Here is a 22,024-nt window from a genome sequence, read left to right on the forward strand (position 1 = left end):
ACGACAGGATCGTCGTCACCGCGTCGACCGATTGGAATTCGCCTGATGTCCGCACTACTCGCCCCGTCCCCCGATCAGGACCGGCTCAGCCCGCACAAGTTCGCGCGGCTGTCGGCGCTGATCTTCGACCAGACCGGGATCAAGATGCCCGCGACCAAGGCGACGATGCTGCAGGGCCGGTTGCAGCGGCGGCTGCGCGAGGTCGGCATCGCCTCGCTCGATGCCTATTGCGACCATCTGTTCGACGGCAGCGCCGACCCGGATGAAATGGTCCACCTCATCAATGCGGTGACGACCAACAAGACCGATTTCTTCCGTGAACCGGGCCACTTCGATTTCATGACGCAGACGGCGCTGCCGACGCTGGCCGATGCCGGCCGGCGTCGCATCCGGGCGTGGAGCGCCGCCTGCTCGACCGGGGCCGAACCCTATACGATGGCGATGGTGCTCGATCAGTTCGCGCAGAAGAGTGGGATCGATTACGGCATTCTCGCGACCGACATCGACACCGCCGTGCTCGAAACGGCCCGGCGTGGCATCTATCCGGCGGAACTGGTCGAACCGGTGCCGGCGATGCTCCGCCAGCGCTATGTCGCCACGTCGCGCGACCGGGATTCGAACCAGGTGCGCATCGTGCCTGCGCTGCGCTCGGCGATCGGCTTTGCCCGGCTGAACCTGATGGATGCCCGCTATCCGGTCGGCGAACCGATGGACATCATCTTCTGCCGCAACGTGCTGATCTATTTCGACAAGGAAACGCAGGAGCGCGTCGTCCGCCGGCTGTGCGACAATCTGCGTCCCGGCGGCTTCCTGTTCCTTGGCCATTCGGAATCGATCGCCGGCATGGACCTGCCGGTGAAAACCGCGTCCTACACCGTCTTCACGAAGGACTGACATGGCCAAGATCCGCGTCCTCATCATCGACGACAGCGCCAGCGTCCGCCAGGCGATGACGGCGATCCTGAGCGAAGACCCCGCGATCGAAGTGATCGCCGCCGCCGCCGATCCCTTTGCCGCTGCGCGCTGCATTCAGGAGGAGGTGCCCGACGTCATCACGCTGGACGTCGAAATGCCGCGGATGGACGGCGTGACCTTCCTGCGCAAGCTGATGAGCCAGAAGCCGATCCCGGTGGTGATGTGTTCGTCGCTGGTCGAGGAAGGGTCCGAAACGCTGCTCCAGGCGCTGGAGGCGGGTGCGGTCGACGTCATCCTGAAGCCGCGCATGGGGGTCGCCGATCACCTGAACGACGCCAAGATGCGCATCCGCGAAACGGTGAAGGGTGCAGCACGCGCGCGGCTGCGCAGCCGCCCCGCCGCCAGCCGGCTGAGCGCGCCCGCCGCCAAGCTGACCGCCGATGCGGTGCTGCCGCCGCCCACGGGCCGCGCCATGAGCCGCACGACCGAAATGGTCGTCTGCATCGGCGCGTCGACCGGCGGGACCGAAGCCCTGCGCGAGGTACTGGAGGCGCTGCCCGCCAACTCGCCGGGCATCGTCATCGTGCAGCATATGCCCGAAAGCTTCACCCGGGCCTTCGCCAAGCGGCTGAACGGGCTGTGCCAGGTCGACGTGAAGGAGGCCGAGGACGGCGATACCGTAATGCGCGGTCATGTCCTCATCGCACCGGGCGGCCTGCGCCACATGATGCTGGAACGACAGGGTGCGCGCTATGTCGTCGCGGTCAAGGAAGGGCCGCTGGTCTCGCGCCACCGCCCCTCGGTCGACGTGCTGTTCCGCTCCGCCGCGCGCAACGCCGGGTCGAACGCGGTCGGCATCATCATGACCGGCATGGGCGACGACGGCGCGCGCGGCCTGCTGGAAATGAAGCAGGCCGGCGCGCGCACCTTCGCGCAGGACGAGGCGACGTCGGTCGTGTTCGGCATGCCCAAGGAAGCGATCGCCCGCGGCGCGGCCGACCGGGTGATCCCGCTCGGCGCCATCGCCCGCGAATTGTTGCAGGCGACCGCGCGATGACGCTCGCGCCGCGCCCTGCCTACCCACCCGTTCAGGACTGACGCCATGCAGTATATCCGCATCGATACCGACCATGCGCAGGCGATCGACCTGTCCGACCTGAAACGCTCGCTCGCGCTGGTCGCCGCCGGCATGGACGCGCGCTTCGTCCGCGCCGGGACTACGCTCGCCACCGCGATCGAGACGATCGACCGCATCATCACCTCGATCGACGGGGTGACCGGTGCGCTCGACGAAAGCGTCGCCGGTATCGCCGTGTCGAGCCTGAAGTCGGTCTCCGGACAGCTCGACGCGCTGCCGGTGGTGCAGGCGGGTCGCGAGGCCGACATGGCCCGGATCAGTGCCGCATCGCGCGTGCTGCGCGACCATGTGATGGACATGCGACAGGCGCTGCGCGTGCTCCATATCTATGGCATGAACATCAAGATCGCGGCCTCGGGCGAGGCGGCTTTCGTGGGCTTCGTCAATGACATGGGGCAACGTCTTGCCACCGGTGAAGAACATCTCGAAGGGTTCCTCGCCAAGCTGAAGGAACTGTCGGGCAGCGTCGGCAGCGTGCAGCAGGCCGGTCGCCTGCTCGCCGCCGAAACGCGCAAGATCCTGCCCGCCGTGCCGGTGCGGCTGACCCGCGATGCCGATGCGCTCCACACCCATCTGGGCGATGTGGCGTCGATGGCGCGGCAGGTGGCGGAGATCGCGCGGACGGTGCAGGGACGCGTCGCGACCATGCTCGGCGCGTTGCAGGTCGGCGACAGCACCCGGCAGCGGCTGGAACATGTCGTCTCCGCGCTGCAACTGCTCGACGGGGCCGCGCATGCCCTGCCCGAAGCGACCCATGTCGAGGTCGCAGCGGTGGTCCACCGGCTGCTCGCCGCGCTGCTCGAAACCAGCGCCGCCGATTTCGACCGCGACGCCGCGATCCTAGTCTCCACGCTGAAGGCACTCCAGCCCGACACCGCCGCGCTGCTCGATTTGATCGAGGACGATGCCGGCCGTAACGGCCGTCCGTTCCTGATCCAGATCGAGGAAGCCGTCGGCGAAATCGCCGTCATCACCGTGCAGTTGCAGGAAGCGGACCAGCGGTCGGCGGCGATGCTGGGCCTCATCACCGAAACCGTCACCGAACTGACCGGGCGGCTCGAACAGCTGCAGCGCGTCCAGTTCAACGTGCAGGACATCGCGACCAACACCCGCCTGCTGTGCCGTCGCCACGGCGATCTGGGCAAGGCGGTGTCGGTCGTCGCGGGCGAAGTCGACATCTATGCCCATTCGCTGGGCAATGCGATGCGCGGCATCGGCCAGCCGATCCGCGAGCTGTCGGACGTCAACACGCTCCTTGCCGAAAAGCGCGGCACCGAGGGGGAAGGCGACATGGGCGGCAAGCTGTCGCAGGCGCTGGTCGTCATCCGCGAGGGGTGCCAGCGCACCGACATGGCCGTACGCGAAGGCGGCGACGATGCCCGGCAGCTGATCGAACTGCTGGCGATCGCGGGCGACGAGATCGGAGCCGAGCTGGAACTGGGCGCCACCATGCGGCAGGCGGCGATCGTCCTGTCGGCCACGCCGCCGGTCGATGTCCTGTCGGACGACGCCACCGCCGCGCTGGGCGAGCTGCTGCCGCGCATCTTCGCGCTCTACACGATGGCGCAGGAACGCGACGTCCACGCCGCCAACGTACCGGCCGCCTTTGCGGTCGCCAGCGCGGCGGTCGAGGAGGATGACGACGACGACGGCCTGTTCTGACGGGTCGGCCGGGCGGCGCGGCTTTGCGCCCCCGGCCAAAGCGGTTAGGGTGGCGGGTGACTACCACCCCGCTCCCCAGCCGCTCGCAACGCCTGAAGGCCGCGACCGCGACGATCCATGACACGCTCGACCGCCGGATCATGGCGCTCGACCCGTTCTCCTCGACCGAACGCTATATCCGCTTCCTACGCGCCCAGCAGGCGTTCCATGCCGCGCTCGCCCCGCTCTATGCCGCGCCGTACCTCCGGGCGCTGATCCCCGATTTGGCCGAACGCGACCGGTCGGCAGCGATCGTGGCGGACCTTGCCGACCTCGGCGCGTCGGCACCGGTGATAGCGGACGCCGATCCGGTCGAACCTGTCGACATGTCGACAGCGCTCGGATGGCTCTATGTCGCCGAAGGATCGTCGCTCGGCGCGGCGTTCCTGCTGAAGGCCGCGCAACAGATCGGCCTGTCGACCGACCACGGCGCCCGCCACCTCGCCGGCCATCCCGAAGGCCGCGCGGCGCATTGGCGGCGCTTCACCGCACGGATCGACGCCGCGGACATGACGCCGGAGCAGGAAGACCGCATGATCGCCGCCGCCCGAGACGCCTTCGCCCGCTTCCGCGCACTGGCGGACGCCGCCTTTGCGTGACCAAGACGGTTCCGACCATGCGGACCAACCGCTAGGCTAAGCGTATGCTTTCCCTCGACGACCCGTATTGGAACGATTTGCAGCACGCGTACGGCGATGCCGGCGACGTGCCGGCGCTCCTGCGAACCTTGGCGTCCTCGCCCGGGCCAAGAGCGACGGACCAGGACGAGCCGTGGTTCAGCCTCTGGTCGAACCTGTGTCATCAGGGTGATGCCTACACCGCGTCCTACGCGGCCGTTCCGCACCTGGTGAAGATCGCAAGCCATGCGGCCGGGCCGGTGGATTGTGGATTTTTCCAGCTGCCCGCGGCAATCGAAGTCGCCCGCCGGACGGGGCGCGGACCCGGCATTCCGGCAGCGCTGGTCAACGCCTATCGGCTGTCCATCGAACGCCTGATGGAAATTGTCAGCCTGCAGCGTCACCACGCCTGGGATCAGCCGATGCTGCTATCCGCCGCCGCAGCGCAGGCGGTTGCCAAGGGCCATATCGATGTCGCCGAAGCGCTGCTGAACCTCGACACGGACTGGATTTCCCGGATCAATCGCGGCGAATTCGACGGAGCGTTCTAGTTCGGACCTGTTCTTCAGGCCCACCCGCTCACGCTACCGCGTCGAACCGCCCCGGCAGCAACAGCACGAACCGCGCGCCCTGCCCCGGTGCACTGTCGACCAGGATGTCGCCGTGCATCGCCCGCGCCAGTCGCCGGGCGATGTAGAGGCCCAGGCCGCTGCCGCCCGCCTCGGTCGGGTCGACCCGGCCGAACTTCGCGAAGATGCGCTCCTGATCGGCGGCGGCGATCCCCTTGCCCTGATCGCCGACGATCACGCAGGCATCGTCGCCGTCGCGCTCCAGCCGGACCCACACCGTGCCGCCCGGCGGCGAATAGCGCACTGCATTGCCGATGAGATTGACCAGAATCTGCAGCACCCGGCGGAACTCACCATGCGCCGGCATCGCTTCGTCGAACGATGGCCGGTCGATCCGCACATCGCCCTGCGCCGCACGCACCGCCAGCAAACCCGCCGCACGCCGGGCCACGTCGGCGAGGTCCAGGTCTTCGATCGCCACCGCGAAATCGGCGCGCTCGATCGCCGACAAATCCTCCAGATCGTCGACCAGGCCCAGCAAATGCCGCCCGGCGCTGGCGATATCGGCGGCATAGGCGACGTAATCGTCGCGCAGCGGCCCGTCGGTCTGCGCCGACATGCTGTCGGCATTGGCGATGATCCGACCCAGCGGATCGCGCAGCGCGCGGCCGATGCGGCGGCTGAACCCGTCGGGCAGGTCGGACGCAACCTCGGCAGGGTGCGCCTCCAGTTGCGGCGGCGCGTCACGCGCCGCGCCGTCGAAGCCGGCAAATTGCCCGGTGGCATCGACGCGCGGCACCGCCGACAGGCGGACGCGGTGCGTCGTGTCGCGGATCGCGGCTTCCTGCCCGTCGAACCAGCCTTGCGCCGCCAGCGCGCTCAGGATCGGAAAGCCGCCATCGCCATCATCGTTCAGCGCGAACAGCCGCGTGATCGGTTGGCCCAGCACGCGCTGCGGATCGAAGCCCAACCGCGCGGCGGCATGGTCCGACACATGGGTCAGGTGCAGCGCCGCGTCGGTGGTCCACAGCCAGTCGGCATCGGAACGCAGGAAATCCACCTCACGCCGCCCGGCCGGTTCGGCCTCCCACGGCGCGCCTGCCTGCCAGCCACCGACTTCCAGCCGGATGCCCAGTTCGTCGGGTTCGGCGCGCACGGTCAGCGCGATATCGTCCTCGCCATCGGCGGCGACGATCGGGCGGGTCAGCGCGATGCCCAGCCGCTGGACCAGCCGCACCAGCGCCGCGATCTGCGGCACGGCGATCGGCTGTCCGGGGCCGCCCCCCGCCCGCCGGTTCAGGTCGGCCAGACGCGGCTCGGCGTCCAGCAGCAGCCCGTCCGCCGACAATCGCCCGATCGCGGGCGGCGCGCCAAGGCGATGGTCGTTCACGCCGCCGACCCCAGCGCCAGCATCGCCGCATGATAGTCGGCATCCAGCGCCATCGGGGCCAGCGCGACCCGCGCGGCCTCGGGCGTTACGTCCATGATGACGTCGATCCGGTCGGCAAAGCCTTCGATATCGCGCGCCGGTTCCGCTTCGGCCAGCGCGAAGCCGATCCGCGCGATCGTGGCGCGATCCACCGCCAGCGCGCGCAGCACGACCCACAGCCGTGCGCCATCGGGATCGATCACCAGGTCACGGACCCGCTCGAACGCCAGCCCGCTGGCCCGCGCGACCAGCGCGGTGAACAGCACCAGCCGCCCGTCGCCGATCGCCTCCGCCAGCAGCGGCGCGACCTCGTCGCCCTGCGGCTCGATCGCCTGTGCCAGCCGCATCGCTGCAACCTCCAGCGGGACCAGATCGCCCTGCGGTTCGATCGCCCGGCGTACCGATTCGGCCAGCGCCGCGTCGAGCAGCGCGATATCGCTGCCTGCGCCCGCCATGTCGCGCAGCGCCGCCGCGACCCACCATGCCAGCCGCGCCAGCAACGGCCGGGCCAGTTCGACCGCCGCCGGAATCCCCTCGACCACGCTGCCCCGCCGCGACTGCGCGGCCAGCATCGCGACGGCGGCGGCGGCGACCAGCCGGTCGCTCGACTGCGCCAGCCGGGCGACCATCGTCGGCCCGTCGCCCCGGTCGGCGATCGTCACCGGCAGCCCTTGCGCGATCGCGTTCAGCCGGACCCGCGCGAACAACTCACCGAACAGCACCGGATCGCGGAACAGCCCGGCATGCACCACGCGGTCGAACGGCGATCCCGCCGCGCGCAGCCCCTGCGCCAGCGGCGCCTGCCCGCGCGAGGTCAACAGCCGGATCGCATGGTCGCGCACCAGCGCGTCGACGCCGGTGATCGTCGTGCGCATCACCGTATCGAGCTGCGCGGCGGTGCGGTCGTCGATCCGCGCCTCGTCGGGCAAATGGAAATGTTCGGCCGCCGCACGCAGCCGCCGGTGCCCCGCGCGCTCGGCCGCGGCGACATGGTCCAGCAGCAGGAGGGCGGCAGCGCTGGCTTCGCGGGGATCGATCGGCTCGATGGACATGGTTCCGGCTTTAACCTTACCCGGTTAAGGCTAAGCTAAGCCTCGCGCCGCAAAGTTTCGATGGCGTGCGCAAGTGTGACACCCGCGTGGAGCGCGACCAACGCCAGCCCGATCGTCGATGTTCCGGCCAGCGCAAAGGGTGCGAGCAGTACCAACGCCGTCGCCGGCGTCGCGGCCCACGGCGGCCGGACGGCAGGCGAACGCCGCGCCAGGATCGTCGCGACCACCCCGACCAGCGCCAGCACCCCCGCCGTCCCCGTCTGCACGATCAGCGACTGGACCAGCCCGATGCCCAGTACGCCCGCGACGCCGAACACATCGACCCCCCGCTCCTGCATCGCCGCATGGCCGTCCTCGCCGCGCAGCCAGCCGAGCAGCGACCCGGCCGACAGCACGACCATCGCCAGGAACAGCAGCACCGTCGCCGCGCCTGCGCTCCAGAACGGGATCGCCGCCAGCCCGGCAACGCCCAGCACGCCACCCGCTGCACCGATCGCGACATCCGGCACCTTGCGCCGCACCAGCAACGGCAGCAGCAGCCGCGATACCGGCGTGAAGACATAGCGGTCGATCCAGCCGGTACGCTGTTCGGCCAGCGACGCCAGCACGTCCTTGCTGCGCACCTCCAGCGTCCCCGCATCGCGCTCCACGCCATGCCCCGATCGCACCGCCTTCGCCGGCAGCAGGACATGCGCCGCGCGCGCCTGCGTCGCGACGCGCAATAGCGTCGACTGGAAATCATATTCGCGCGGCAGGCGCGCGGCATCGTCCAGCCGGTCGATCGACAGCGTGGCGACCCCGGCCCAGCAATGCTCGGCATCGACCCGTTCGACCGACGTCGCGTCCCCCGTCGGCGTCACCAGCAGCGTATCGGTCGGCTCCAGCGCCATCCCCTCCACCACCGCATCGGTCGTGACCAGGCCGTCGGCCAGCGCGACGATGGTGGCCAACGGATGGACCTTCGCCTTCGCTTCCTCCGCCGATCGCACGATGTCGACCGTCGCCCCGCGCCGCCCGATCCGATTGACCGCCGCCGCCAGCGCCGGCGTCACCCGCCCGACCGCGACCAGCAATTGCCCGACACCGGCCGCGACCAGCAGCCGCGCCTGATATTCGATCAGGGTCATGCCGCCAAAGGGCAGGGTCGCCGCCAGCACGCCGGGCTGGTGCTCGGCTTCTTCGGTCGCGAAAATCAGGCCGGTCAGCATGCCCCGCCGTTAAGCGCTCACGAGCCGAAGCGCCAGCCCCGAGCGCGGCGCCGGATATAGTACACCACCGGTCAGCGGCTGGGCGACGCCGGTCGTGCCGGGAAAGGTGATCGGCAGCCCTTTCAGCGACCGCACCGCCAGATAGGCGAACCCCTCGGCCTCCAGCGCATCGCCGTCCCAGCCGATCGCATCGCTCGGCTCGGCGGTCAGGCCGCAGCGCTCGCCGATCATCCGCAGCATCTCCGGATTGCGCCGCCCGCCGCCCCCGACGAACAACCGCTTCGGCCGTGCGGGCAATCGGTCGATCGCCTCGGCAACGCACGCGGCGGTAAAGGCGGTCAGCGTCGCCGCCCCGTCCGCCGCCGACAGCCCGCGCGCCGGCTGGATGGTAAAGTCGTGCCGATCCAGCGATTTGGGATGCGGCAGTTCAAAGAACGGATGGTCGAGCATTGCGGTCAGCACCGCCGCATCCACCCGCCCGCTCGCCGCCAGCGCGCCGCCTTCGTCGTACCGCGCGCCGCTTTCCGCCTCGACCCAGCTGTCGACCAGCCCGTTGGCCGGGCCGGTATCGAACGCGATCAGCGCGCCATCCTCACCGACATAGGTGATGTTGCCGACCCCGCCCAGGTTCAGCACCGCCACCGGCTTGTCCATCCCCTCGACAAGCGCCGCATGATAGACCGGCAATAGCGGCGCGCCCTGCCCGCCCGCCTGCACGTCCGCCACGCGCAGCCCGGCGACGACATCGATGCCCGTCGCCGCCGCCAGCGCCGCGCCATCGCCCAGCTGCCATGTCCAGCCCTTGTCCGGGCGATGCGCCACCGTCTGCCCATGATAGCCGATGACGTCGACCGCCCGCGCCTCCACGCCCGCCTGTTCCAGCAGCGCGGCGACGGCGGCTGCATGGGTGCGGGTCAGCAGTTCCTCGGCCCGCTCGATCAGCGGATGTTCGCCCGGATCGTCGAACAGCAGCGCCAGTTCGGTCGCCGACGCCAGCGTGGCGCGGTCGTCATCACTATACGGCGTACCGACGAACGCGATCGGCCGCACCTCGCCCTTGCCATCGGTCTCGATCAAGGCCGCGTCGATCCCGTCGAGCGAGGTTCCAGACATCAGGCCGATCGCAAGCAAGGGGGCATCTCCGCACCAGTGAACGCCCTCAATATCGCCTGAACCGTGCCGAAGTCGAGATGCGTGGACTTGGGTGCGCCCGCGACGCTAAGGGAACGCGCATGGCATACACCTCCGACTTGCTCGTCACCCTGTCCGAACGGGGCTATATCCATCAGCTGACCGACGCCGCCGGCCTCGACGCGCTGGCGAACAAGCAGGTCGTGCCCGGCTATATCGGCTTCGATCCGACCGCGCCGTCGCTCCATGTCGGCAGCCTGGTGCAAATCATGCTGCTGCGCCGGATGCAGCAGACCGGGCACAAGCCGATCGTGCTGATGGGCGGTGGCACCGGCAAGATCGGCGACCCCAGCTTCAAGGACGAGGCGCGCAAGCTGCTGGCCGAGGACGGGATTTCGGCCAACGTCGCGTCGATCAAGCGCATCTTCGAACGCTTCCTGACCTTCGGTGACGGGCCGTCGGACGCGGTGATGGTCGACAATGCCGACTGGCTCGATGCCCTCGAATATATCCCGTTCCTGCGCGAGGTAGGGCAGCATTTCAGCGTCAACCGGATGCTGTCGTTCGATTCGGTGAAGCTCCGCCTCGACCGCGAACAGTCGCTGTCGTTCCTCGAATTCAACTACATGATCCTGCAGGCCTACGACTTCCGCGAATTGTCGAGCCGGCATGGCTGCCGCCTGCAGATGGGCGGCAGCGACCAGTGGGGCAACATCGTCAACGGCATCGAACTGTCGCGCCGGATGGACGGGACCGAGGTGTACGGCGTCACCACCCCGCTCATCACGACGGCGGACGGCGGCAAGATGGGCAAGACCATGTCGGGCGCGGTGTGGCTGCACGAGGACCAGCTGCCGCATTTTGATTACTGGCAATTCTGGCGCAACACCGACGACCGCGACGTCGGCCGCTTCCTCCGCCTGTTCACCGACCTTCCGCTGGACGAGATCACCCGGCTGGAAGCATTGCAGGGGGCCGAGATCAACGAGGCGAAGAAGATCCTCGCCAATGAAGCCACCGCCATGTGCCGCGGTGCCGACGCCGCGACACAAGCCGCCGAAACCGCGCGCCGCACCTTCGAGGAAGGATCGGCCGGCGACACGCTGCCGACCTTCGCGGTCGCCGGCGGCATCACCGTGGTCGACGCGTTGGTCGCGCTCGGCCTTGCCGCGTCGAAGGGCGAGGCGCGCCGGCTCATCAAGGGCGGCGGCGCACGGGTCGATGGCGAGAAGGTCGTCGACGAAGCGCAACTGATCGCGGTCGAGGCGCCGGTGCGGGTATCGTCGGGCAAGAAGCATCACGGGCTGCTGACACCCGCGGAGTAGGGCTACCCTTCCCACCACCCCGTTCGGTTCGAGCAGCTTCGAGCTTGTCGAGAAGCGTCCGTCGAGAACTGGGTTGCTTGGGGCACCCCCTCTCGACTGAGGTTCTCGACGGGCCCGAAGCAAACGGATTGGGGGATTTGGCCCTACCCCCGCCGCACCAACACCGCCCCGACCAACACCAGCGCCACCCCGGCCAGCCGCATCCCGCTGATCGGCGCCTTCGGCAACCCGATCAGCCCGAACCGGTCGATTACCAGCGCCGCGACCAGCTGCGTCGCGATCATGATCGTCAGCATCGACGCCAGCCCCAGCCGGGGCGCAGCAAAGGCCGCCGCCGACACGAAGAACGCGCCATAGGCCCCGCCCAGAAACATCCACGGCCGTGCCTCGCGCAGATTGGCCAGCGGCGTCCGGTCGGCGATCAGCCAGACGGCCGTAAGGATCATCGTCCCCACCGCGAACGACACCAGCGCCGCCAGCAACACTGACCCGATGCTCCGCCCCAGCGCGGCATTGGTCGGCGGCTGCACGGCAAGGCCGATACCGCCCAGCAGGGCGACGATAAGCGGAGCAAGGGCGTTCATGGGCAAGGCGCTATCGGTCGCGACCGTCCCAAGCAACCTCCGTCATTCCGGCGAAGGCCGGAATCCATGGATGGGGTGACGTCGCGGACGATCGAGAACACCCGACACAATGGATTCCGGCCTCCGCCGGAATGACGGATAGGGCGGCAAGAAGCTACCGTACCCCCGCGCAGGCGGGGGTCCAGGGGAACGAAGCGCGCCGCCCGTGGCTCTGGATCCCCGCCTGCGCGGGGATACGGCCAATGAACTTACCCCGACCGCAACCGCCCAACCCCCGCATCCCGCTCGAACAGGTACAACGCCACCCGCGCCGCCTGCCCCCGCGGCCCCTCCAGCCCCCCGTCCCGATCGACCAACAACCGCGCATCCGCATTCGCCACCGGCAGCAACTCGCCCAGCATCTCCGGCGTGGCCAACCGAAACACCGCCTCCCCCGACTGCCGCGTCCCCAGCAACTCGCCCCCGCCGCGCAGCCGCAGATCCTCCTCGGCGATCCGGAACCCGTCGTTGCTCTCCCGCATCAGCGCCAACCGCGCGCGCGACGTCTCCGACAGCGCATTGCCCCGCAACAACAAACACACCGACTTGCCGCCCCCGCGCCCGACCCGCCCGCGCAGCTGGTGCAGCTGGGCCAACCCGAACCGATCCGCCGCCTCGATCACGATCAGCGTCGCATTGGGCACGTCGACCCCGACCTCGATCACCGTCGTCGCGACCAGCACGCCCGCGCGCGCTGCCGAAAACTCGGCCATCACCGCGTCCTTTTCCAGCGGTTTCATCCGCCCATGGACCAGCGCCACCTTGTCCCCGAACCGCTGCCGCAGTGCCTCGGCCCGCGCCTCGGCGGCGGCAAGGTCGGACTTCTCGCTCTCCTCGACCAGTGGGCACACCCAATAGGCCTGCTTCCCCGCCGACAGATGCCGGGCGAGGCCATCGACCACCGCGTCCAGCTTGTCCTCCGACATCACCACCGTCTCGATCGGCTCGCGCCCCGGCGGCATCTCGTCCAGCCGGCTGACATCCATCTCGCCATATTGCGCCAGCGTCAGCGTGCGCGGGATCGGCGTCGCGGTCATCACCAGCAGGTGCGGCGGGCGGACCGCCTTCGCCTGCAACATCATCCGCTGCGCCACGCCGAAGCGGTGCTGTTCGTCGACCACCACCAGCCCCAGGTCGCGATAAGTCACGCCTTCCTGAAAGATCGCGTGCGTGCCGATCAAGATGTCGATCGACCCATCGGCCAATCCCATCAGCACGCTCTCGCGCACCTTCCCCTTGTCCCGGCCCGTCAGCGCGGCGACGGTCACCCCGGTCCCCGCCAGCTGCCGCTGCAACGTCGCATAATGCTGCCGCGCCAGGATTTCGGTCGGCGCGAGCAACGCCCCCTGCGCCCCGCCCTCCACCGCGATCAGCAGCGCCATCAACGCCACCAGCGTCTTGCCCGACCCGACATCCCCTTGCAGCAGCCGCAGCATCGGCTGGGTCTGCGCCATGTCGCCCTCGATCTCCCCGATCGTCCGCGACTGCGCCCCCGTCGGCGTGTACGGCAGGTCCAGTTTGCTGCGCAGCCGCCCGTCCCCGGTCAGCGCCCGCCCTTTCCGCGCCCGCGCCTCGCCCCGCACCAGCAACAGCGCCAACTGGTTGGCGAACACCTCGTCATACGCCAACCGCTCCCGCGCCTTGGCATCGGCCGGATCGGCGTGGATGCGCGCCAATGCCGCCTTCCACGCCGGCCAGTCATGCTTGGCGAGCAGGCTCGGCTCGATCCATTCGGGCAGGTCGGGAGCTCGTTCGATCGCCTGTGCGGTCAATTGCCCGACCCGGCGTGAAGTCAGTCCCTCGGACAGCGGATAGATCGCCTCCCGTTCGGGCAGGCTGTCGGCCTCTTCGGGGGGCAGTACATGGTCCGGGTGGACCATCTGCAATTCCTGCCCGTACAGCTCCAGCTTGCCCGACACGATCCGCGTTTCGCCGAGCGGGAACAGCTTCTTTACCCAGCCCGACGACCCGCCGAAATAGGTGAGACTGAGGATATTGCCCTGCACGTCCGCTGCCCGCACCCGCGTCGGCCCCCGCCCCGCACTCACCCGGTAGTCGGTCGCGACCAGCGGAATCGCGATCACCCGCCCCGCATCCTGCTCCATCAGCTCCGTGCGCTTCAGCCGGTCGACCCAGCCGGTCGGCAGATGGAACGCGACATCGACGACGCGCGACAGCTTCAACCGCTCCAGCGGCTTGGCAAGCGCGGGGCCGACCCCCTTCAACGAGGTGACTTCGGCAAACAGCGGGTTGAGGAGATCGGGACGCATGACTATCTCGCCCTAATCCCAACCGGCGTCCGCTTCCAGCGTCCGCCGGCCAATCGGCATTGGAACCTCATGGACCGCGAAACCCGGCTGAAGCGCCTGAAATTCCGTAGCTGGCATCGCGGCACCCGCGAAGCCGACCTGATGATCGGCGGCTATTTCGACGCGCATTCGGCGACGTGGAGCGATGCCGACATGGACTGGTTCGAGGAATTTCTCGAAGAACAGGATGTCGACATCATGGCATGGGCGATGGGCGTCCAGCCACCGCCCGCACAGTTCGACCACCCGGTCCTCCACGCGATGCGCGCGATGGATTTCGTGCCGGTTTCGCGGTGAACTGAAGGGGGAAGCGGAACCCGATCTCCCTCTCCCCTTCAGGGGAGAGGGCCGGGGAGAGGGGAATGCCACAACACCCGCCCCGCACTCCCCCTCTCCCAACCCTCTCCCCTGAAGGGGAGAGGGCTTAAGGTAAAAAATGCCCGACCTTTCCAAGATCCTCTCCGCCCCCCGCTCGCTTACCCTCGCAGGGGTTCCGGCCGGCTTCCTGCCCGTGCTGCTCGCCGACCTTGCGCGCGGGGCAAAGGGCGACCTGATCTACATCGCCCCCGACGAGGCAGCGATGCGCGCGATCGCGGCGACCGCGCCGTTCTTCGCGCCCGACCTGTCGGTGCTCCAGTTCCCGGCATGGGACTGCCTCCCCTACGACCGCGCCAGCCCGACGCTGCGCTCAATGGCCGAGCGCCTTGCCGCGCTGCACATGCTCCAGACGGCGGCAAAGGGCCCGCGGCTGATCGTCACCACCGTCAACGCCGCGACCCAGCGCACGCTGACCCCGTTCCGCATCCGCCAGCTCGTCGCGCGGCTTGCACCGGGTGAGCGCATCTCGCTTCCCCGCCTGTCCGCCCTGTTGCAGGCGAACGGCTACAATCGAGTGGATACCGTCCATGACGCGGGCGAGTTTGCGGTGCGCGGCGGCCTGGTCGACCTGTGGCCGTCGGGCTCCGAGTCGGGCCTCCGCCTCGATTTCTTCGGCGACGAGATCGAAACCGTCCGCACCTTCTCGCCGGAGGATCAGCGCACCACCGGCCGCGTCGACGGCTTCACCCTGCTCCCCGCCTCCGAAGCGTTGCTCGACGAGGAATCGATCAAGCGCTTCCGCACCCGCTACCGCGAAAAGTTCGGCGCGACCGCGACCGGCGACCCGATCTATCAGGCGATCAGCGACGGCCGCCGCCTGTCGGGCATGGAGCATTGGCTGCCGTTCTTCGAAGAGCGACTCGAAACCTTTTTCGATCACCTCTCCCCCGAGGCGGTCATCGTCCGCGACGCCGGCGTCCCCGCCGCCGCCGAAGCGCGGTTCGAATCGATTACCGACTATCACACCAACCGCGTCCGGGCGCAGACCAACGATCCGGGCAGCTACCGCCCGCTCCTCCCCGCCGCGCTCTATCTGTCGGCGGACGAATGGACCGACCGCCTGTCCGACACCGCCGCGCATCAGGTCACGCCCTTTCACGCGCCCGACAGCGCGACCTCGCTCGATTTCGAGGTCGACGGCCCCCGCGACTTCACCCCCGAACGTACGCAACAGGCGAACATCTACGAAGCCGTCGTCGACCACATCGCGTCCTTGCGTAAACAGGGCCGCAAGCCGATCCTCGCCAGCTATTCGGAGGGCGCGCGCGAACGGCTGATGGGCCTGCTCGCCGACCACGACCTGACCGGCGTGTCGACCGTCGAGACATGGCAGCAGGCGCTGGGCGGCGCGAAGTCGACCGTCTCCTTCGTCGTCCTCCCCCTCGACCACGGCTTCACCGCCGCCGACGTCGCCGTGTTGACCGAACAGGACATGCTCGGCGACCGCCTCGTCCGCCGGGCCAAACGCCGCAAGAATACCGACGCCTTCCTGCAGGAACTCGCCACCCTCTCCCCCGGCGATCTCGTCGTCCATGCCGACCACGGCATCGGCCGCTATGTCGGGCTGACCCAGGTGCCGGTGGCCAAGGCCCCGCACGATTGCGTCCAGCTGGGATATGCCGGCGGCGACAAGCTCTACGTGCCGGTCGAAAACCTCGAAGTCCTCAGCCGCTACGGCGCGGGCGAGGAAGGTGCGACACTCGACCGCCTCGGCGGCGAGGCATGGCAGCGCCGCAAGGCGCGGATGAAGGATCGCATCCGCGAAATCGCGGGCGACCTGATCGCCACCGCCGCCAAGCGCGCGATGCGTCCCGCCGACATTGCCGAGCCCGACAGCGGCGGCTATCCCGCCTTCGTCGATCGTTTCCCGTATCAGGAAACCGACGATCAGGAACGCGCCATCGCCGACGTCCTCGACGATCTGGTCGCTGGCCGCCCCATGGACCGCCTCGTCGTCGGCGACGTGGGCTTCGGCAAGACCGAGGTGGCGCTACGCGCCGCGTTCGTCGCCGCCATGGCGGGCATGCAGGTCGCGATCGTGTGTCCCACGACCCTCCTCGCCCGCCAGCACTACAACAACTTCAAGGCCCGCTTCGAAGGCTTCCCGATCGAAATCGGCCGCCTCAGCCGCCTCGTCACCGCGACCGAGGCGAAGAAGGTCCGCGATGGCCTGACCGACGGCACGATCGACGTGGTGGTCGGCACCCATGCCGTCCTCTCCAAACAGGTCGACTTCAAGCGCTTGGGGCTGGTCATCGTCGATGAGGAACAGCGCTTCGGCGTGACGCACAAGGAGCGGCTGAAGGCGATGAAGGCCGACGTCCACGTCCTGACGCTCACTGCCACCCCGATCCCGCGCACGTTGCAGATGGCGATGTCGGGTCTGCGCGAACTGTCGGTGATCCAGACCCCGCCGGTCGATCGCCTCGCCGTGCGCACCTACATCATGCCATGGGACCCGGTGGTGTTGCGCGAGGCGCTGCTGCGCGAACATTATCGTGGCGGACAGGCCTATTTCGTCACCCCGCGCATCGCCGACCTGCCCGATATCGAGAAGTTCCTGACCGAGGAAGTTCCCGAAATCCGCTACGTCGTCGCCCATGGCCAGATGGCCCCGACCGAGGTCGAGGAACGCATGTCGGCATTCTACGACAAGCGCTACGACCTGCTCGTATCGACCACCATAGTCGAATCCGGCCTCGACATTCCGTCGGCCAACACCCTCATCATCAACCGCGCCGACAAGTTCGGCCTCGCCCAGCTCTATCAGCTGCGCGGCCGCGTCGGCCGGTCGAAGACCCGCGCCTACGCGTACATGACCACGCCCCCCGAACGGCTGGTCAGCGAAGCGGCGGAAAAGCGGCTGAAGGTGCTCTCCGACCTCGAATCGCTGGGTGCTGGTTTCCAGCTCGCCAGCCACGACCTCGACCAGCGCGGCGCCGGCAACATGCTCGGCGACGAACAATCGGGCCATATCAAGGAAGTGGGCTTCGAACTCTACCAGTCGATGCTGGAGGAGGCGATCCTCGACGCGAAGGCCGGCGGCATTCGCGACGACAAGCCCAAGGACTTCTCCCCCACAATCACCGTGGACGCGCCGATCCTGATTCCGGAGGACTATGTTCCCGACCTCGACCTGCGCATGGGCCTGTACCGCCGCCTGAACGATGTCGAGGACCGCGCCGGCATCGACGCGTTCGCCACCGAACTGATCGACCGGTTCGGCAAGCTGCCGGTCGCAACCGCCAACCTGCTGCAACTGATCGAAGCCAAGTTGAACGCCAAGAAGGCGTGCATCGCCAAGATCGACGTCGGTGCGAAGGGCGCGATCGTCAGCTTCCACGAGGACAAATTCCCCAGCGTCGAAGGGCTGCTCGCCTATGTCGACAAGCTCAACGGCACCGCAAAGCTGCGCCCCGACATGCGCCTCGTCATCAGCCGCAACTTCGGCGATCCACAGGCGCGCCTGAACGCCGCACTCCAGATTTCGCGCGGACTGGCAAAAGCGGCGGGGTAGCAGCGGCTAGGGCAGTCCCGCCGGTCGCGGGGTCACCGATTGCAGCCTGCCCGTTCTACCGCTCTGCGTGGCGGACGATGGCCTCGCACACGCGATGCGTCGCCAGGATGGCGGCGGCATCGACCCCGCGCCGCTCCTGCGCTGCACGCAGGAAATCATCGCACATCGCATCGAACCCGCGTTGCCGCCCGACCGGTACCCAGTCGCCCCGACGCTGTACGATCGTGTTCCCGCACGTCTCGACCCGATCGGCGAGGTTGAGCACGGCATGGCGCGCGCCGCCGCCGATCACGTCCACACGTTCCTCGTCCAAGCCGCTGTTCCGGTGCATCAACCCGACCGCACTAAACCCGTCGCCGGCCATTGTCAGGGTGATGGCATGGAGCATCCCGCCCACGACCTGGGTCTCGATCGCATGTCGGCGAACCGGGGCGGGCGCGAGGAAATGCAGGCTATCGACGACATGGATGAAATCATCGAACACGACCTGTCGCGGCAGATCGGGCTGGGCGCTGCGGTGTTTTTCCATGACAATCAGGCTGGCATCGCTCCTGCGCAGGGCAACATAATCAGGCGCGAACCGCCGGTTGAAGCCCAGGGCCAGCGGCGTGCCACGCTCCTCCGCCAACGCGACCAGCGCCTCGACATCGCGCAGATTGTCGGCAAGCGGCTTGTCGACAAAGGTGGGAACGTCGTGCGCCAGCAGCAACCGGACGAGGTCGGCATGGGCGGCCGTCGCGGCGTGGACGAACGCCGCATCGAACGATGCGACCGACAGCGCATCGGCCGCGCTGCCATGGAGATGGGCGATGCGGAACGCGCCGCCAACCTCGGCCAGAACCGACCTGTCCCGCGTCGCCAGATGGATTTCAAGATCGGGCCGCCGCGACAGGACGGGAAGATACGCCTTGCGGGCAATGTCGCCCAATCCGATCACGAGTACGCGCATTTTACTGTTCCGATCAGGCTGGCTTGCCGGGCATCAACCGGTATCCCGGCGATCGGGCCTTCCGCAACACCGTTTCAGGGCACGTCTGCCAGGGCATCGGCGCGACCGCGTGCTTCGCTTGCCGCTTTCCTACAACCGCCACCCTCGCCAGAGTACGGGTCGCAGCCTGCCACCGCTCCTTGACACCGCCACTCCCCACGTCGCGCAAATAGCGCACGAGTGTGAACTTAGTGAACTTTGGCCGCCGCGGGGCCAAAAAACCCTAATAATTCAACTGCAACTGGGTCCGGATCACATCGCCCTCGGCCCGCCCCAACCGCCGCTCGTCCGCCTCGGCGCGATCCATCCGGGCATAGGCCAGGGTCAGTTCCAGCGCCGGGACCGGCTGAAACTCGATGCCCAGCTCGATCTCATCGGTCTCCAGCCGGGGCGAATTGACCGCCGCCTTCCACCCGCCGCGATAGGTCTGCCACCGGGCATAGGGCATGAACGGACCCACCGGCGACGCCTTCACCCGCGCCATCGCCTGCACATAGCCGCCATGCAGCGGCTTGGTCGTGATCGCGCGCAGCGTCCGATCATATTCCGGCCCGCGTCCCCAGTTCCACTCCGCCTGGAACCCGATCGGCGCGGGATACAGGATCGCATGCAGCCCGATCCGTTCGTCGGCAAAGGCCACGTCGCTGACCCCGCCGGTGCGCACCTCGGGCTGGACGCGGTTGGTGAAGCCACTGGCGCCGACCTCCAGCACCCGCCCGCCGCCGATTTCGAACGGCCATGTCGCCAGCGCGACCGCCATCACCGCGTCGTTCGTCTCCTCGCGGTTCACGCCCTGCCCGTTATAGATGCCGACCCCGAACGCGCCGTAATTCCCGAACAGCTTCTGGCCATCGTCGGTCAACCGCTTCCAGATCGCATCCACCGACGCCGGGGTATAATAAGCGACGACACCGATATCGCGTTCGCTCGGCACCCCGCTGTTGATCGCATCGCTGCGGTCGAGCGTCAGCCGGTTCGACGACGACTGCATATTCTCCCACCCGAACGGCACCTTCGACTGGCCGAAACGCAGCCGGAACCGTTTGTCGGGGTCGAGAAACGCATCGAAATAGGCGTCGCGCAGTTGCAGGAACCCCTCGCGCCGCTCACCGACCGATTGGTTCGATACCGCCGTCGCGAAATCGGGCTGGAGATAGAACGACACCCGCTCGCCCAGATCGCCCTGCAGCACCAACCGGATGCGGCGAAAGGTAAAGCCGGTATCGTCGCCGATGCCGCTGTCATGCACCGACCGCAGCCGCGCGACACCATCGGGCGCGGTACGATCGCCTGACACGATCTCGCTCAGCCGCAGCTGGGTATAGCCGCGCAGCCGGATGCGATCGTACCATTTCTCGCGCTTGGCCGGCGGTGCGGCAGTCGCGACCTGCGTTTTAGCAGCGGGTGGTGGTGTTACGGCAACCTGCGGCGGCTGCGTGGTCGGGGCGGGCGCGCGAACCGCCGCCTGCGCCGCCTTCATCTCGGCGATGACCGCCTTCAGCTCGTCGATCTGCCGCTGCAACTCCTGCACCGTCTGCGCCGAAGCGGGTGGCGGGACCATGAAGGATGCGGCGACCGCCGCGGGCAGGAAGGGCTTCATGGACCCGCGCCATGCCGCTGCGGCACGACGCGGGTCAAGCAGTGATTATGACGCTTCGATGACGCCTTACATATGTAGCGTGCGACCGTACGCCCCGAGCACCGATTCGTGCATCGATTCGGAGATCGTCGGGTGCGCGAACACCGTCTCGGTCAGTTCCTTTTCGGTCGTCTCGAGCTGACGGGCGATGACATAGCCCTGGATCATCTCGGTCACTTCCGCACCCACCATGTGCGCGCCGAGCAGCTCGCCGGTCTTGGCGTCGAACACCGTCTTCACGAAACCTTCGGCCTCGCCCAGCGCGATCGCCTTGCCGTTGCCGATGAACGGGAACTTGCCGACCTTCACGCTATAGCCCGCTTCCTTGGCTTTCGCCTCGGTATAGCCGACGCTGGCGACCTGCGGGCGGGCATAGGTGCAGCCCGGGATGTTGTTCTTGTCCATCGCGTGCGGATGGACGTCTTTATTGCCCAGCGCCTGGGCGATAGCTTCGGCAGCGATCACGCCTTCATGGCTCGCCTTGTGCGCCAGCCACGGTGCGCCGGTCACATCGCCGATTGCCCAGATGCCGTCGACATTGGTCTTGCCATAGCCATCGGTCTTGATGTGGCCGCGTTCGGCTTCGATCTTCAGCGCTTCCATGCCGATATTCTCGGTATTGGGCACGATGCCGATCGCGACGATCGCGTGGCTGAACTCGACCTGCTCGACCTTGCCGTCCGGCCCCTTGATCGCGGCCTTCACGCCGCCTGCGGTCGCTTCCAGCTTTTCCAGACCCGACTTGGTCTTGATCGTCATGCCCTGCTTGGTCAGCGCCTTGTGCATGAACTCGCTGACTTCGGCGTCCTCGACCGGCATGATCCGGTCGAGCATCTCGACGATGGTCACGTCCGCGCCCATGTCGTTGTAGAAGCTGGCGAACTCGACGCCGATCGCGCCCGATCCGATGACCAGCAGCTTGGTCGGCATTTCGGGCGGCACCATCGCGTGACGGTACGTCCAGATCTTGGCGCCATCGGCCTTGGCGAACGGCAGGTCGCGGGCGCGTGCGCCGGTCGCGATGATGATGTGCTTGGCTTCCAGCTCGGTGGTCTTGTCGCCTTGGCTGACCGACAGCTTGCCCTTGGCGGTGATGGTGCCGACGCCCTCGTGCACCGTCACCTTGTTCTTCTTCATCAGGCCCTTGACGCCCGCGTTCAGCTGGCCCGCAACCTTGCGGCTGCGATCGACCACCTTCGCCAGATCGAACGACGGCTTCTCGTTCGACAGGCCGTATTGCGCAGCATGCATCATGTAGTGATAGATTTCGGCCGAGCGCAGCAGCGCCTTGGTCGGAATGCAGCCCCAGTTGAGGCAGATGCCGCCCAGCCGCTCGCGCTCGACGATCGCGACCTTCAGGCCCAGCTGGCTCGCGCGGATCGCCGCGACATAGCCGCCGGGGCCGGAACCGAGCACGATGAGGTCGTAAGATTCAGCCATCACTTTGCCTTTTTGCTCGCTGCTGCCCGGTCGAGCAGCTGAAAT

Annotated in this window: 17 protein-coding genes; 8 read left to right on the forward strand and 9 right to left on the reverse strand. The window is 68.0% G+C overall.

Going from position 1 to position 22,024, the window contains the following annotated elements; all coding sequences use genetic code 11:
- Positions 1–45: 45 nt before the first annotated feature.
- The 5 genes from ASE58_RS01820 to ASE58_RS01840 are packed head-to-tail and all read left to right on the forward strand — an operon-like array spanning position 46 to position 4,922.
- Positions 46–894: a CheR family methyltransferase gene (locus ASE58_RS01820; protein ID WP_055817387.1), complete on the forward strand. Its 849-nt coding sequence runs from the start codon at positions 46–48 to the stop codon at positions 892–894.
- 1 nt (position 895) lies between these two features.
- Positions 896–1,972 carry a protein-glutamate methylesterase/protein-glutamine glutaminase gene (locus tag ASE58_RS01825; protein ID WP_055817389.1) on the forward strand — a complete coding sequence of 359 codons (1,077 nt, stop codon included), beginning with the start codon at positions 896–898 and terminating at the stop codon, positions 1,970–1,972.
- Between the two features lie 45 nt (positions 1,973–2,017).
- On the forward strand, positions 2,018–3,715 hold the full coding sequence (locus tag ASE58_RS01830) for a hypothetical protein (RefSeq protein ID WP_055817391.1): 1,698 nt from the start codon (positions 2,018–2,020) through the stop codon (positions 3,713–3,715).
- 56 nt (positions 3,716–3,771) lie between these two features.
- Positions 3,772–4,353 carry a biliverdin-producing heme oxygenase gene (locus ASE58_RS01835; protein WP_055817393.1) on the forward strand — a complete coding sequence of 194 codons (582 nt, stop codon included), beginning with the start codon at positions 3,772–3,774 and terminating at the stop codon, positions 4,351–4,353.
- A gap of 44 nt (positions 4,354–4,397) precedes the next feature.
- On the forward strand, positions 4,398–4,922 hold the full coding sequence (locus ASE58_RS01840; RefSeq protein WP_055817395.1) for a hypothetical protein: 525 nt from the start codon (positions 4,398–4,400) through the stop codon (positions 4,920–4,922).
- A 28-nt stretch (positions 4,923–4,950) separates the two neighbouring features.
- Here the strand turns inward: ASE58_RS01840 and ASE58_RS01845 are convergent, their stop codons facing one another.
- The 4 genes from ASE58_RS01845 to ASE58_RS01860 are packed head-to-tail and all read right to left on the reverse strand — an operon-like array spanning position 4,951 to position 9,760.
- Positions 4,951–6,330 carry a PAS domain-containing sensor histidine kinase gene (locus ASE58_RS01845; protein ID WP_055817398.1) on the reverse strand — a complete coding sequence of 460 codons (1,380 nt, stop codon included), beginning with the start codon at positions 6,328–6,330 and terminating at the stop codon, positions 4,951–4,953.
- Positions 6,327–7,421: a DUF2336 domain-containing protein gene (locus tag ASE58_RS01850; RefSeq protein ID WP_055817400.1), complete on the reverse strand. Its 1,095-nt coding sequence runs from the start codon at positions 7,419–7,421 to the stop codon at positions 6,327–6,329. Before ASE58_RS01850 ends, ASE58_RS01845 begins: the two co-directional genes overlap by 4 nt.
- Positions 7,422–7,456: 35 nt before the next feature.
- Positions 7,457–8,629, reverse strand: a complete 1,173-nt coding sequence (locus ASE58_RS01855; RefSeq protein ID WP_055760486.1) for a hypothetical protein — start codon at positions 8,627–8,629, stop codon at positions 7,457–7,459.
- Positions 8,630–8,638: 9 nt separating this feature from the next.
- Complete coding sequence (locus ASE58_RS01860; protein WP_082467539.1) at positions 8,639–9,760, reverse strand: anhydro-N-acetylmuramic acid kinase; 1,122 nt, start codon at positions 9,758–9,760, stop codon at positions 8,639–8,641.
- A 101-nt stretch (positions 9,761–9,861) separates the two neighbouring features.
- Here ASE58_RS01860 and tyrS point away from each other — a divergent pair, with 101 nt between their 5' ends.
- Complete coding sequence (tyrS, locus tag ASE58_RS01865; protein ID WP_055817402.1) at positions 9,862–11,085, forward strand: tyrosine--tRNA ligase; 1,224 nt, start codon at positions 9,862–9,864, stop codon at positions 11,083–11,085.
- Between the two features lie 143 nt (positions 11,086–11,228).
- On the opposite strand, the gene ASE58_RS01870 is transcribed toward tyrS, so the two are convergent.
- Both ASE58_RS01870 and recG read right to left on the reverse strand, forming a co-directional pair.
- Positions 11,229–11,669 carry a DMT family transporter gene (locus tag ASE58_RS01870; RefSeq protein WP_055817403.1) on the reverse strand — a complete coding sequence of 147 codons (441 nt, stop codon included), beginning with the start codon at positions 11,667–11,669 and terminating at the stop codon, positions 11,229–11,231.
- A 248-nt stretch (positions 11,670–11,917) separates the two neighbouring features.
- The gene (recG, locus tag ASE58_RS01875; protein WP_055817404.1) at positions 11,918–13,978 is read right to left on the reverse strand and encodes an ATP-dependent DNA helicase RecG; all 2,061 of its coding nucleotides are present in this window, start codon (positions 13,976–13,978) and stop codon (positions 11,918–11,920) included.
- Between the two features lie 69 nt (positions 13,979–14,047).
- On the opposite strand from recG, the gene ASE58_RS01880 reads away from it, so the two are divergent.
- Positions 14,048–14,314, forward strand: coding sequence for an FAD assembly factor SdhE (locus ASE58_RS01880; RefSeq protein ID WP_055760478.1), 267 nt, complete (start codon positions 14,048–14,050; stop codon positions 14,312–14,314).
- Between the two features lie 139 nt (positions 14,315–14,453).
- On the forward strand, positions 14,454–17,912 hold the full coding sequence (gene mfd, locus ASE58_RS01885; protein WP_055817405.1) for a transcription-repair coupling factor: 3,459 nt from the start codon (positions 14,454–14,456) through the stop codon (positions 17,910–17,912).
- A 55-nt stretch (positions 17,913–17,967) separates the two neighbouring features.
- Here mfd and ASE58_RS01890 read toward each other — a convergent pair whose 3' ends face one another.
- From ASE58_RS01890 to lpdA, 3 genes are all read right to left on the reverse strand, one after another.
- Entirely contained in the window at positions 17,968–18,861 is an 894-nt protein-coding gene (locus ASE58_RS01890) for a Gfo/Idh/MocA family protein (protein ID WP_055817406.1), read from the reverse strand.
- Positions 18,862–19,123: 262 nt separating this feature from the next.
- On the reverse strand, positions 19,124–20,500 hold the full coding sequence (locus tag ASE58_RS01895) for a porin (RefSeq protein ID WP_055817408.1): 1,377 nt from the start codon (positions 20,498–20,500) through the stop codon (positions 19,124–19,126).
- A gap of 66 nt (positions 20,501–20,566) precedes the next feature.
- Positions 20,567–21,979, reverse strand: coding sequence for a dihydrolipoyl dehydrogenase (gene lpdA, locus ASE58_RS01900; protein WP_055817410.1), 1,413 nt, complete (start codon positions 21,977–21,979; stop codon positions 20,567–20,569).
- Positions 21,980–22,024: the final 45 nt, after the last annotated feature.

It is taken from the genome of Sphingomonas sp. Leaf9 (assembly GCF_001421355.1).
Taxonomy (GTDB): Bacteria; Pseudomonadota; Alphaproteobacteria; order Sphingomonadales; family Sphingomonadaceae; genus Sphingomonas.